At 65.8% G+C, this 12,145-nt stretch carries 12 protein-coding genes; 7 read left to right on the forward strand and 5 right to left on the reverse strand.

Annotated elements, in window-relative coordinates; all coding sequences use genetic code 11:
* Nucleotide 1: 1 nt before the first annotated feature.
* Nucleotides 2–916, reverse strand: coding sequence for an ABC transporter permease subunit (locus AC1RB9_RS25705; RefSeq protein ID WP_003095571.1), 915 nt, complete (start codon nt 914–916; stop codon nt 2–4).
* A 234-nt stretch (nt 917–1,150) separates the two neighbouring features.
* Nucleotides 1,151–2,275, reverse strand: a complete 1,125-nt coding sequence (locus AC1RB9_RS25710; protein ID WP_003099985.1) for a branched-chain amino acid ABC transporter substrate-binding protein — start codon at nt 2,273–2,275, stop codon at nt 1,151–1,153.
* 619 nt (nt 2,276–2,894) lie between these two features.
* Between AC1RB9_RS25710 and AC1RB9_RS25715 the strand changes: the two genes are divergently transcribed.
* Both AC1RB9_RS25715 and AC1RB9_RS25720 read left to right on the forward strand, forming a co-directional pair.
* Nucleotides 2,895–3,833 carry a LysR substrate-binding domain-containing protein gene (locus tag AC1RB9_RS25715; RefSeq protein WP_003095575.1) on the forward strand — a complete coding sequence of 313 codons (939 nt, stop codon included), beginning with the start codon at nt 2,895–2,897 and terminating at the stop codon, nt 3,831–3,833.
* Nucleotides 3,834–3,889: 56 nt separating this feature from the next.
* Nucleotides 3,890–5,515 (forward strand): methyl-accepting chemotaxis protein, encoded by a 1,626-nt coding sequence (locus AC1RB9_RS25720; protein WP_003099990.1) that lies wholly within the window; start codon nt 3,890–3,892, stop codon nt 5,513–5,515.
* 46 nt (nt 5,516–5,561) lie between these two features.
* Here AC1RB9_RS25720 and AC1RB9_RS25725 read toward each other — a convergent pair whose 3' ends face one another.
* Together AC1RB9_RS25725 and AC1RB9_RS25730 are read right to left on the reverse strand one after the other, a co-directional pair.
* Nucleotides 5,562–6,257 (reverse strand): NUDIX domain-containing protein, encoded by a 696-nt coding sequence (locus tag AC1RB9_RS25725; protein WP_003095579.1) that lies wholly within the window; start codon nt 6,255–6,257, stop codon nt 5,562–5,564.
* 14 nt (nt 6,258–6,271) lie between these two features.
* Entirely contained in the window at nt 6,272–6,874 is a 603-nt protein-coding gene (locus AC1RB9_RS25730) for an adenylyltransferase/cytidyltransferase family protein (RefSeq protein ID WP_003123559.1), read from the reverse strand.
* A 109-nt stretch (nt 6,875–6,983) separates the two neighbouring features.
* Between AC1RB9_RS25730 and AC1RB9_RS25735 the strand changes: the two genes are divergently transcribed.
* From AC1RB9_RS25735 to choE, 4 genes are all read left to right on the forward strand, one after another.
* On the forward strand, nt 6,984–7,643 hold the full coding sequence (locus tag AC1RB9_RS25735; protein ID WP_003095584.1) for a nicotinamidase: 660 nt from the start codon (nt 6,984–6,986) through the stop codon (nt 7,641–7,643).
* Between the two features lie 2 nt (nt 7,644–7,645).
* Nucleotides 7,646–8,845, forward strand: a complete 1,200-nt coding sequence (pncB, locus tag AC1RB9_RS25740) for a nicotinate phosphoribosyltransferase (RefSeq protein WP_003099996.1) — start codon at nt 7,646–7,648, stop codon at nt 8,843–8,845.
* 28 nt (nt 8,846–8,873) lie between these two features.
* Nucleotides 8,874–9,701, forward strand: coding sequence for an ammonia-dependent NAD(+) synthetase (nadE, locus tag AC1RB9_RS25745; protein ID WP_003099998.1), 828 nt, complete (start codon nt 8,874–8,876; stop codon nt 9,699–9,701).
* A 133-nt stretch (nt 9,702–9,834) separates the two neighbouring features.
* Nucleotides 9,835–10,758 carry a cholinesterase ChoE gene (gene choE / locus AC1RB9_RS25750; protein WP_003100000.1) on the forward strand — a complete coding sequence of 308 codons (924 nt, stop codon included), beginning with the start codon at nt 9,835–9,837 and terminating at the stop codon, nt 10,756–10,758.
* Nucleotides 10,759–10,826: 68 nt separating this feature from the next.
* Here choE and azu read toward each other — a convergent pair whose 3' ends face one another.
* Nucleotides 10,827–11,273: an azurin gene (gene azu, locus AC1RB9_RS25755; protein WP_003095591.1), complete on the reverse strand. Its 447-nt coding sequence runs from the start codon at nt 11,271–11,273 to the stop codon at nt 10,827–10,829.
* A gap of 275 nt (nt 11,274–11,548) precedes the next feature.
* On the opposite strand from azu, the gene AC1RB9_RS25760 reads away from it, so the two are divergent.
* Nucleotides 11,549–12,136, forward strand: coding sequence for an LOG family protein (locus AC1RB9_RS25760; protein WP_003457421.1), 588 nt, complete (start codon nt 11,549–11,551; stop codon nt 12,134–12,136).
* The last annotated feature ends 9 nt before the right edge of the window (nt 12,137–12,145 follow it).

Raw genomic sequence — 12,145 nt, forward strand, 5'->3', positions numbered from 1 at the left:
CTTACACCTTGGCGATCTGCGGGCGGCCGAGCAGGCCCTGGGGACGGAAGATCAGGATCAGTACCAGCAACGAGAAGGCGAACACGTCCTTGTAGTCGGTGTTGACCATCCCCGAGAACTGCGCCTCGGCCACTCCCAGCACCAGGCCGCCGAGCATCGCCCCGGGCAGCGAGCCGATGCCGCCGAGCACCGCCGCGGTGAACGCCTTGATGCCGATGATGAAGCCGGCGTAGAAGTCGAAGGTGCCGTAGTTCATGGTGATCAGCACCCCGGCCAGGGCGGCCATCGCCGCGCCGATGACGAACACGTAGGAGATCACCCGGTCGGTGTTGATCCCCAGGATCGAAGCCATCTTGCGGTCCTGCTGGGTCGCCCGGCACATGCGCCCGAGCTTGGTGTAGCGGATCACGTAGGTCAGCACCGCCATGCCGATCAGCGAAGCGATCAGGATGAACAGCTTGGTGTAGGTGAGCTGGACGAAACCGTCGCCGACGTGGAATTTCAGGGCGCCGTCGAGCAGGGTCGGGATCCCCTGCTGGCGCGGTCCCTGCGCCACCTGCACGTAGTTCTGCAGGATCAGCGACATGCCGATCGCCGAGATCAGCGGCGCCAGGCGCGTGGAGTTGCGCAGCGGCTTGTAGGCGATGCGCTCGATCACCCAGCCGTAGGTGCAGGTCACCAGCACGGTGAACAGCAAGGTGCCGAGGATCAGCAGCGGGAAGTTCTGCAGGCCGAAGAAGGCCAGCAGGGCAAGGGCGATGGCCGACAGGTAGGCGGAGATCATGTACACCTCGCCGTGGGCGAAGTTGATCATGCCGATGATGCCGTAGACCATGGTGTAGCCGATGGCGATGAGGCCGTAGACCGAGCCGAGGGTCAGCCCGTTGATCATTTGCTGGAGGAAGATGCCGTCCATTTTTCAGTCTCTTCAGGGCGAATCGCGACGGCCTTTGTAAGGCGCGCCGGCGCTCGCCGGTGAAAGCGGACGGGTGCTACTGAAACGGCCCCGGATCGCGGGACTCCAGACCGACCACACGCAGACGTCTTCGGTGAATCCGCACTACGGCGGCAAGCACGGGCGAGCACTTCAGCAGCTCCCGGACTTACCCATGCGCCGGGCCTGTGCCCGGCGCATGGCGGTCGAGCGCGATCAGGGCAACTGGTGGTACTTGCCCTTGTCGTCCCACTCGTAGACCACGTAGTCGGAGACTTTCAGGTCGCCCTTCTTGTCCCATTCCTTCTTGCCCATCACGGTCTGCACCGGGTGCGACTTCAGCCACTCGGCGGCCTTGGCCGGATCGTTGGCGCCGGCGCCGTTGAAGGCCGCCGCCAGGGACTGGATCGAGGCGTAGGAGTAGAGGGTGTAGCCTTCCGGCTCGAAACCGCCGGCACGGAATTTCTCCACCACCGCCTTGCCGTCGGGGATCAGCCGCGGGTCGGCGCCGAAGGTCATCAGCACGCCCTTGACGTACTGCGGACCGCCGGCGGTGGTCGCCAGTTCGTCGGTGACCACGCCGTCGTCGGACATGAACCTGGCGGTCAGTCCCTGTTCGCGCATCTGCCGTACCAGCGGACCGGCTTCCGGATGCAGGCCGCCGAAGTAGACGACCTCGGCACCGGAGGCGCGGATCTTGGTGACCAGCGCGTTGAAGTCCTTCTCGCCGCGAGTCAGGCCCTCGTAGAGAACCTCTTTCACGCCGAGCTTGTTCAGTTGCGCCCTGGTGGCGTCCGCCAGGCCCTGGCCGTAGGTGTCCTTGTCATGGATCACCGCGACCTTCTTGGCCTTGAGCACGTTGACGATATAGTCGCCGGCGACCACGCCCTGCTGGTCGTCGCGGCCGCACATGCGGAACATCCCGGAGAGTCCGCGCTCGGTGACCTGCGGGTTGGTGGAACCGGGGGTGATGGCGATGATCCCGGCCTCGTCGTAGACCTCGGATGCGGGGATGGTCGAAGAAGAGCAGAAATGGCCGACCACGGCGATGGCCTTGTCCTGGTCCACCAGGCGGTTGGCCACGGCCACGGCCTGCTTCGGTTCGCAGGCGTCGTCGGCCTTGACCAGCTTGATCTTCTCGCCGTTGATCCCACCCGCCGCGTTGATGTCTTCCGCCGCCTGGGACGCGCCGCGCCAGTATTGCTCGCCGAAGGAGGCGTTGGCGCCGGTATGCGGTCCGGCCACGCCGATCACGACGTCGGCCAGCGCATGCGTGGAAAGACCCATCACGGATGAAACCGCGAGAGCCAGGATGCCTTTTCTGAACAGCTTCTTGGACATGGGGTGTTGCTCCTGAGGATGATGTTGGCGCTCGTAACTACGATGTTGTTGTTGTGTTTCGCTCAACAGGCAGAGCAAGCGGCGTGCCATTCGTTTTTTTCCTGAGTGGCCGGCCACAAGAACTTTAGCCCTCCTTTCCGTTTTTATCTTTGTTATTGGAAATCAGTCATTTAGGCATTTCTCCGAATCCCCTTCGGAGAGCTACAGCCCAGGCTTCACAAGGCCTGAACCGTTCCTAGGAATAACTCTACAACGATATTGAAGCGGTTAGAAACTGCACGTCACTGGTGCGTTCCACGCACTAATTGAGGTCCTCTTTTTCAATGAAAGTGCAGGACAGAGCGGTTTTTAAAATTAATATGAACATGAACTTCCCGGAATTCGGTACTTGGCGGAAAAAGTCGATTCGAATACGACATGAACATATCCGTTAGCGACGCCACGTTCGGCGCAAAACCCTGTGACGGATTCGTCATAAGCCAGCGAATGCTCTATCGCGAGACTTGCCGGCAGTAATAAGCGTCGCCCGGCACTCCGGCAAGCGAGCTTTCCTCCCTACGTCATTCCGTTTATTCATATAACGCGTTCCGCCCGCTCCACCCGCGCCAGGAAACCCGCCATGCTGAACAAACGCCGCCTGCCGTCGATGACCGCCCTGCAATGCTTCGAAGCGGTAGCCCGGCACCTGAGCTTCACCCGCGCCGCCGAAGAGTTGAGCCTGACCCAGAGCGCCATGAGCAAGCAGGTCGCGCAACTCGAGGAGCAACTGCAGCACGCCCTGTTCCGCCGGGTGCGCAAGCGCTTGCAACTGACCCCGGCCGGCGAGCTGTACCTGGCCGAGGTACGACGCATCCTGCAACAGGTAGAGCTGTCCACCCGCTTCCTGCTTTCCTACGGCGGCGAGACCGAAGTGCTGCGAGTGGCGACCCCGCCGACCTTCGGCGCGCGCTGGCTGATCCCGCAACTGAACGGCTGGCGCCACCGCCACCCGAACATCCACCTCGACCTGCGCCAGGAACTGGAACCGGACGACCTGCGCCAGGGCCATTGCGACCTGGCGTTCTTCTTCGGCCCCGGCACCCTGCCGGGCGCCGAGTGCATCCGCCTGTTCGGCGAACAACTGGTGGCGGTCTGCGCGCCATCCCTGTTGCCGGCCGGCGGACTGGACGAACCGACCCAACTGGCGGGGCTGGTGCTGCTGCAGAACGCCAGCCGCGCGGAGGCCTGGCACGACTGGTTCGCCAGCCTGGAGCGAAATTGCCAGGGTTGCTACCACGGTCCACGCTTCGACACCTTCTACATGTGCATCCGCGCCGCCCAGGCCGGTTGCGGGGTAGCCCTGCTACCGCGCTTCCTGGTCGAGGAGGAACTCGCCGAAGGCAAGCTGGCGATCGCCTGGCCGCACGCCCTGCCCAGCCAGGAGGCCTACTACCTGGCCTATCCCGAGCATGCCGCGGAAGTCCCCAAGGTGCGCCATTTCATCGAGTGGATGGTAGAGCGCCTGGAGCAGGAGCAACCCTCAGCGGGCCCCCGCCAGACGCGCCACGGCCCGGTTTGACGTTTCCGCTGCGCGGAACCATCTTTACTCTCACTCGGTTCACCTCGGAACGTCCCATGCTCACTGGCGTCACGGTTCGAATCCGCCTGCTGGTCCTGGCGCTGCTACCGCTGACGATGCTCGTCACGGTCATCGCGATGGCGCTGGCCAACGCCAGTCGACTCGATGCCAGCTTCCAGGACCTTTTCAACAACCGGATGAAGCCCATCAGCCAGCTCAAGATCGTCGCCGACGCCGTTGCGGTCAGCGTGGTCGACGCCCTGCACAAGTACCGTGCGGGGGTCTTCGATGAAGAGCGCCTGCAGCAGGAGTTGAGTGGGGCGCTGTCGCGCATCGAGAAGTCGTGGGCCGACTATTCCGCAGACCACCGGACTGCCGCCGAGAAGGAAATCATCGAGTCGCTGGTCCCCACCCTGGAACGGGTCAAGCGGATGACCCTGGCATACGGCGAGCAGGCCAGGGCCGGAAGCCTGCGAAACGTCGAGGCCGGCACGTTCAATCGCGAGATGTATGGTGCGTTCGATCCGCTGGGAACCGCGCTGTCGACGCTGATCGACCTGCAGCTCAGTGAAGGCGCCAAGCTCAACGAGCAGATGGAGAAACGCTACGACTCCATGCGCACCACCTTCCTGCTCATCGGCGCCGCAGCCCTGGTCCTCATCGTCGCCGCGGCCTGGTTCATCAGCCTGTCGATCATGCGCCCGCTTTCCGATCTGCGCGGGGTGATCCGCCGCGTGCAGGACTCCTCGAATCTCACGCTCCGCGCCGATGCGCGCGGGCGCGACGAAGTGTCCGATACGGCGCGCGCCTTCAATATGATGCTGGAAAGCCAGCAGGCGCTGCTTCGGCATCTCGCCGAGACAGCCAGGAAGCTCACCATCACCTCGGACGAGATGAGTGCCATCAGCAACCAGGTCAGCCATGTCGCCACGTCCCAGGGCGACCAGACCGACATGGTCGCCACGGCGGTACACCAGATGAGCATGGCGGTCCAGGACGTGGCGCGGAACGCCCAGGCCGCCGCAGCCAGCGCGGAATCGGCGAACAGCGAGGCGCACACCGGAACCGGACTCGTGCATGCGAACCTCGACGCCATCCAGGGCCTGTCGGTCATGGTCGGAGAGGCGGGAGCCGTCATCGACACGCTACGCAACAAGACCGAGGAAATCAGCACCGTTCTGGAAGTCATCCAGAACATCGCCCAGCAAACCAACCTGCTCGCCCTCAATGCCGCGATAGAAGCCGCACGGGCGGGCGAGGCCGGGCGCGGGTTCGCGGTGGTCGCCGATGAAGTGCGCAGCCTGGCCACCAATACGCACAAGGCCACCGAAACCATCCGCGAGATGATCGAAGCCCTGCAGGCAGGCGCCAGCAGCGCGGTCAGCGTGATGCAGCAGTCACGCGAGCAGGCCCAGGTCAGCGTCCAGCGCGCCCACGAGGCGGGAAAGGCGCTCGGTCTCATCGCCCAGGCGGTCGAAGGTATCGCCCAGAGCAACGCGCAGATATCCACGGCGACGGAAGAACAGACCGCCACCGCGAGCGAGGTCAGCCAGAACATCGACTCGCTCAATGCCAGCATCGGCGAAGTCGCCGAGGGCGCGGTGAAGACCTCCACCTCCAGTGTCGAGCTGGCGAAGCTGGCAAACGGACTGGAGCAGCAGATCCAGCGCTTCACCGTCTAGCAAGCGCGGCAGGGAGCGGCCTCACCGGCCCTGCCGCACCCGTTTGTCAGGACGCCAGCAGGCTGCGGTCGAAAACGAAGGCGCCGCCCGGCTTCGGGGTGAAATGCAGGACGTGTTGCGGGCGCCCCATGGGCGGACGCTGGCGTTCGCCGGTGTCCTCGACCCAGCCAGCCTCCTTCATCCGCTCCAGGCGCCCGCGCAGGCTGGAATGCTGGACTTCCTGGCCGATGGCGCACTCGAAGGCCTTCAGCGCCTCGGCCACGGTGAAGCGCGGCGCCAGCAGGAACAGCGGCAGGGCGCTGTACACCGACTTGCTCGCCAGGCGCTCGCAGGCCTGCTGTACCAGTTGGGCGTGGTCGAACGGCAGGGCGAAGCGCTCGCTGCGAACGTCGCGCAGCGGCACGAAGTCGAGGTCGTCGTCCTCCACCCGGGTGTCCGGACCGACCAGCACCAGGTAGAACACGCTCAGCGACCAGCCGCGCGGGTCGCGTACCGCGTTGCCGACCGTGGCCACCTGCTCGATGTAGGCCGGCTCCAGCCGCGCCTTGTCGCGCAGGGCGCGCACCGCCGCGTCGTCGAGGCTGTGGTCGGCGCTGCGGCCGTTGACCAGCACGCCGGGCAAGGCCCACTGGCCGGCGAAAGGCGCCTGGGCGCGGCGGATCAGCAACAGCTCCAGTCCGTGCCCGGGGTTCAGGCGCAACGCCACGATATCCACGCTGGCCAATACTTCCGCTGAACTCATCGTCACTCCTCTCTTCAGCCCGCCTGGCGTTCGCCGCCATAGCAGTGCAGTTCGTCCTTCACTTCCGGCAGGCACCAGGCCTCCGGTACCGCCAGCCCTTCACGCAGGCGCTGGCGGATCATCGAGCTGTGCAGCGGCAGCCGCTCCTCCGCCACCAGCCGGCCGAAGCGCCAGCACAATTCGGCGGCGCGTTCGAAGCGCGGCAGCTCCGCCTCGTTGTCGGCGCCGATCAGCAGGGCGATCCGCGGTGACGCCAGGCCGCTACGCGCGGCCAGCGCTTCCAGCAGGTCGATGCTGTAGACCGCCGGACGATCAGGCATCAATCCTGCTTCGATCGGTTCGCAATACACCCGCCGCGGATCGATCCGCCGGGCCAGCCGCGCCAGCCAGCGGCAGCGCAGCTCGAAATCGCCCATGCGCTTGCCGAAGGCGTGGCGGTGGCTCGGCACCAGGGCGACCCGTTCGGCGCAAAGCAGCGCCCGGCGGATCACCGACTCATGGCCGGGGTGCGGCGGGTCGAACGCCCCACCGTAGACCGCGAGGGCGAAGTCGGGGGCGCGTCCGCCGCTCATCCCGGCAGGCAGTCGGCGAATCCGGGAACTTATTTCATCACGCATAGAAAATACCTTCCACTGCGAAATTTTGTAGTACAAGTGCTTGACGACTTATTTCACGTGATGAATTATGTACCCACATTCAGCCCCAACCCGTCAAGCGGAGGCTTCCATGAATCGTCCCAGCAAGATCGCCAGCTTCGATGTCGACGCCCAGAAAGGCTTCACCCCGCTGTGCCCGGACGAACTGCCGGTGCCCGGCGGCGACGCCATCGGCGCCGCCCTCAACCAACTGGCCAGCCGCGCCGCGCTGCGCCTGGGCAGCAAGGACGCGCACAGCCCGAAGGCTGCCTGGGTAGTGGAAAGCGCCGAGCAGATGCTGCGGCCGCTGGCCTATCCGGATGCCGACCTGACCTGGGTGAGCCACTGCGTACCGGGTACGCCGGGTTTCGAGCTGCTCGACGAACTGCCGCGGCCGATCGACTACGACTTCTTCGTCTGGAAGGGCGTGGAGCCGGACCTGCATCCCTACGGCGCCTGCTACCACGATCTGGCGGAACGCCGCAGCACCGGGGTCATCGAATACCTGAGGCAGAATGGCGTGAGCCATGTGCTGGTGGGTGGCCTGGCGCTGGACTACTGCGTGAAGAACACCGCCCTGCAACTGCGCCGCGCCGGTTTCGAGGTGCTGCTCTACCTGCCCGCCTGCCGGGCCATCGCCGAGGACACCGCGCAGCGGGCCTGCGACGAGATGCGCGACGCCGGGGTGATCCTCTGCGCCGACCTGGAACGACTGGATAGCGCCCTCGCCGGCGCCGACAAGGAGAAGTGAACATGGCCGAAAGCGTCTTTGCCGAGCGCATCGTGCAGAACCTGCTCGATACCGATTTCTACAAGCTGACCATGATGCAGGCGGTGCTGCACAACTACCCCAACGCCGAAGTGGAGTGGGAATTCCGCTGCCGCAACGCCGAGGACCTGCGTCCGTACCTGGCGGAGATCCGCTACCAGATCGAGCGCCTCGCCGAAGTCGAGGTAACCGCCGACCAGCTCGCCTTCCTCGAACGCATCCCGTTCATGAAGCCGGACTTCATCCGCTTCCTCAGCCTGTTCCGCTTCAACCTGCGCTACGTGCACACCGGCATCGAGGATGGCCAACTGGCAATCCGCCTGCGCGGCCCATGGCTGCACGTGATCCTCTTCGAGGTGCCGCTGCTGGCCATCGTCAGCGAGGTGCGCAACCGTTATCGCTACCGCGAGGTGGTCCTGGAACAGGTCGGCGAGCAGCTCTATCGCAAGCTCGACTGGCTCTCCGCCCAGGCCAGCAGCGAGGAACTCGCGGAATTCCAGGTCGCCGACTTCGGCACCCGCCGGCGCTTCTCCTACCGCACCCAGGAGGAAGTGGTGCATATCCTCAAGCGCGACTTCCCCGGGCGCTTCGTCGGCACCAGCAACGTGCACCTGGCCCGCGAGTACGACCTCAAGCCGATCGGCACCATGGCCCACGAATGGCTGATGGCCCACCAGCAACTCGGCCCGCGGCTGGTCGACAGCCAGCAAGCGGCGCTGGACTGCTGGGTCCGCGAGTACCGCGGACAGCTCGGCATAGCCCTGACCGACTGCATTACCATGGATGCCTTCCTCGACGACTTCGACCTGTACTTCGCCAAGCTCTTCGACGGCCTGCGCCACGATTCGGGCGACCCGCTGGCCTGGGCGGAGAAAGCCATCGCCCACTACCGCCGCCTGGGTATCGACCCGCTGAGCAAGACCCTGGTGTTCTCCGACGGGCTGGACATGCCCAAGGCGTTGCAGCTGTTCCGCGCGCTACGTGGCAAGATCAACGTCAGCTTCGGCATCGGCACCAACCTGACCTGCGACATTCCGGGGGTCGAGCCGATGAACATCGTCCTGAAGATGACGGCCTGCAACGGCCATCCGGTGGCGAAGATATCCGACGCCCCGGGCAAGACCCAATGCCGCGACGAGAACTTCGTCGCCTACCTCCGCCACGTCTTCAACGTGCCGGCCTAATCCTTTCGCACCTAACGGGAGCCCGAACATGCAACAGATCCAACGCGACATCGCCCAAGCCCTGCAGGTCCAGCCGCCGTTCCAGTCGGAGGCCGACGTGCAGGCGCAGATCGCCCGGCGCATCGCCTTCATCCAGCAGTGCCTGAAGGATTCCGGGCTGAAGACCCTGGTGCTGGGGATCAGCGGCGGCGTCGACTCGCTCACCGCCGGCCTGCTGGCCCAGCGCGCCGTCGAGCAACTGCGCGAGCAGACCGGCGACCAGGCCTACCGCTTCATCGCCGTGCGCCTGCCCTACCAGGTGCAGCAGGACGAGGCCGATGCCCAGGCCTCGCTGGCGACCATCCGCGCCGACGAAGAGCAGACCGTCAACATCGGTCCGTCGGTGAAAGCCCTGGCGGAACAGCTGGAAGCCCTGGAAGGACTCGAGCCGGCGAAGAGCGACTTCGTCATCGGCAATATCAAGGCGCGCATCCGCATGGTCGCCCAGTACGCCATCGCCGGCGCCCGCGGCGGCCTGGTGATCGGCACCGACCATGCCGCCGAGGCGGTCATGGGGTTCTTCACCAAGTTCGGCGATGGCGCCTGCGACCTGGCTCCGCTCAGCGGCCTGGCCAAGCATCAGGTACGCGCCCTCGCCCGCGCCCTCGGCGCTCCGGAGAACCTGGTGGAGAAGATCCCCACCGCCGACCTCGAGGACCTGCGCCCCGGCCATCCGGACGAGGCTTCCCACGGCGTCACCTATGCCGAGATCGACGCCTTCCTGCACGGCCAGCCGCTGCGCGAGGAAGCTGCGCGGGTGATCGTCGACACCTACCACAAGACCCAGCACAAGCGCGAACTGCCGAAGGCGCCCTGAGCCTCCCGGTCCGTGCGGCAGGCCCGTCGTCGACGGGCCTTTGTCGCGGGCGGGAATGTGCCTGTCGCAACCAGGTCTTCAAGTCCGCGCGGCGGCGCGCTAGAAGGAAGCTGTATCCCTGCGAAGGCCAGCCATGCGCACCCGTCTCCCCGCCCTGCTCCTCGGTGTCCTGCTGGCCGGCCAGGCCTGCGGACACACATCCCCGCTGCTCGCGCCGGTACGGCAGATCCACGCCTTCGGCGACAGCTATTCGGACAACGGCGAAAGCCAGCGACTGACCCGCGAGATGCTCGCCAAGGGCATCGCCGGCGCCCAGGCATTGCCCGGCGAAGTCTACTGGCAGGGCCGCTGGAGCAACGGCCCGACCGCCGTCGAGGTGCTCGCCCGCCAGCTTGGTGCGCAACTGGCCGACCATGCGGTGGGCGGCGCCAAGAGCGGAGCGGACAACTACTACGGCTGGATGAGCGCCTACCGCCATACCGGCCTCGCCGGCCAGGTCGACGCCTACCTCGCCACGCTGGACGGCAAGCCGGTCGATGGCCAGGCGCTGCACTTCATCTTCGTCTCCGCCAACGATTTCTTCGAGCACGAGGATTTCGCCGGCGAGCAGCCCCTGGAACAACTGGCCGGCAGCAGCGTGGCGAACATCCGCGCCGCGGTGCAGCGTCTCGGAGAGGCCGGCGCACGACGCTTCCTGGTGGTCAGTTCGACCGACCTGAGCGTGGTCCCGGCGGTGGTCGCCGGTAACCGGGTCGAGCGGGCGCAGCGCTACCTGCAGGCAGTCAACGCCAGCCTGCCGATCCAGCTCGCCGCCCTGCGCAAGACCCGCGGCCTGGAGCTGAGCTGGTTCGACCATCTCACCTTCAGCCGCCACTTGCGGCGCAACCCGGCGCGCTATGGCCTGGTGGAGCTGGACGCGCCCTGCCAGCCGACCCAGCCCAGCGTCCGCCCGGCCTGCGCCAACCCGGACCAGTACTACTTCTGGGACGAGTGGCATCCGACCCGGCGCGTGCACCAACTGGCCGGCGAGGCGATGGCGGCACGCTACGCGCGCTGAGCCCGGCGCGCGCCCATGAAAAAGCCCGGCAGCGGCCGGGCTTTTTCATGCAGCGGATCGCTCGCGCATCACTTCAGGGTCAGGGTGCCCTTCATCAGCGCGGAGTGGCCCGGGAAGGTGCAGAAGAACATGTACTGCTCGCCTTCCTTCAGCTTGGAGACGTCGAAGGTCACCGAGTCCTTCTCGCCCGAGCCGATCAGCTTGGTGTGGGCGATGACACGGCTGTCGTCGGGCTTCAGGTAATCCTTGTCCAGGCCGGAAGCCATGCCGTCGGTGACCACGCCCTGCATGTCGGCGGCGGTGCTCAGTACCCAGTTGTGGCCCATGACGTTCTTCGGCAGGTTGCCGGGGTGGGACAGGTTGACGGTGAACTGCTTGCAGCTCTTGTCGACGGTGATGGCATTGGTGTTGAACTGCATCTGGTCGTTACCCTGGATGTCCACCGAGCACTCGGCAGCCAGCAGCGGCGCACTGAGCAGGGACAGCAGGGATACCGCAGCGAGTTTACGTAGCATGGAGCAGCCTCCTAGGCAGGTTGGGCGATGAATCCTGAAAGAGCAGACTGCCCGATCGGGCACCGAGTTCCACTGATTCAGGTCAAACCCGAACCGGACGTGGCGGGGCATCGAGCGGGATCTGCCCGGCGTTTACTACGGGGAACTCCTGTTTTAGCACAGATGTGCCGCTTCGCGCCTGCGACGCAACGTCCGGCAACGCTTCGCACGGCTTGGTCGAAGCGCTCCCAGCCGCTACCCTGTGCGCCTTTTTCCACCCCCGACAGGAGTCGATCATGACCTTGCGTTCCGTCTGCGTATTCTGTGGCGCCAGCCCCGGCGCTTCCCCGGTCTACCAGGAAGCCGCCGTGGCCCTCGGCCGGCACCTGGCCGAGCGCGGCCTGACCCTGGTCTACGGTGGCGGCGCGGTCGGTCTGATGGGCACCGTGGCGGACGCCGCATTGGCCGCCGGCGGCGAAGTGATCGGGATCATCCCGCAGAGCCTGCAGGAGGCCGAGATCGGCCACAAGGGCCTGACCCGCCTGGAAGTGGTAGACGGCATGCACGCGCGCAAGGCACGCATGGCCGAACTGGCCGACGCCTTCATCGCCCTGCCTGGCGGGCTCGGCACCCTGGAAGAGCTGTTCGAGGTCTGGACCTGGGGCCAACTGGGCTACCACGCCAAGCCGCTGGGCCTGCTCGAAGTGAACGGTTTCTACGACCCGCTGCTGACTTTCCTCGACCACCTGGCCGACGAACGTTTCGTCCGCGCCGAACACCGCGGCATGCTGCAGCGCGGCGCCAGCCCGGAGGCGCTGCTCGATGCCCTCGCCGCCTGGACGCCGAGCGTGGCGCCGAAGTGGGTCGACCGCACCCCGCAGTGATCCGCTCCT

This window comes from Pseudomonas sp. 20-5, assembly GCF_056782835.1.

Coding starts and splice junctions, on each gene's coding strand:
- AC1RB9_RS25720 (WP_003099990.1), top strand. CDS start 3,890: ATGCTCACTGGCGTCACGGTTCGAATCCGCCTGCTGGTCCTGGCGCTG.
- AC1RB9_RS25710 (WP_003099985.1), bottom strand. CDS start 2,275: ATGTCCAAGAAGCTGTTCAGAAAAGGCATCCTGGCTCTCGCGGTTTCA.
- choE (WP_003100000.1), top strand. CDS start 9,835: ATGCGCACCCGTCTCCCCGCCCTGCTCCTCGGTGTCCTGCTGGCCGGC.
- AC1RB9_RS25730 (WP_003123559.1), bottom strand. CDS start 6,874: ATGCGTGATGAAATAAGTTCCCGGATTCGCCGACTGCCTGCCGGGATG.
- AC1RB9_RS25715 (WP_003095575.1), top strand. CDS start 2,895: ATGCTGAACAAACGCCGCCTGCCGTCGATGACCGCCCTGCAATGCTTC.
- AC1RB9_RS25760 (WP_003457421.1), top strand. CDS start 11,549: ATGACCTTGCGTTCCGTCTGCGTATTCTGTGGCGCCAGCCCCGGCGCT.
- AC1RB9_RS25705 (WP_003095571.1), bottom strand. CDS start 916: ATGGACGGCATCTTCCTCCAGCAAATGATCAACGGGCTGACCCTCGGC.
- nadE (WP_003099998.1), top strand. CDS start 8,874: ATGCAACAGATCCAACGCGACATCGCCCAAGCCCTGCAGGTCCAGCCG.
- pncB (WP_003099996.1), top strand. CDS start 7,646: ATGGCCGAAAGCGTCTTTGCCGAGCGCATCGTGCAGAACCTGCTCGAT.
- AC1RB9_RS25735 (WP_003095584.1), top strand. CDS start 6,984: ATGAATCGTCCCAGCAAGATCGCCAGCTTCGATGTCGACGCCCAGAAA.
- AC1RB9_RS25725 (WP_003095579.1), bottom strand. CDS start 6,257: ATGAGTTCAGCGGAAGTATTGGCCAGCGTGGATATCGTGGCGTTGCGC.
- azu (WP_003095591.1), bottom strand. CDS start 11,273: ATGCTACGTAAACTCGCTGCGGTATCCCTGCTGTCCCTGCTCAGTGCG.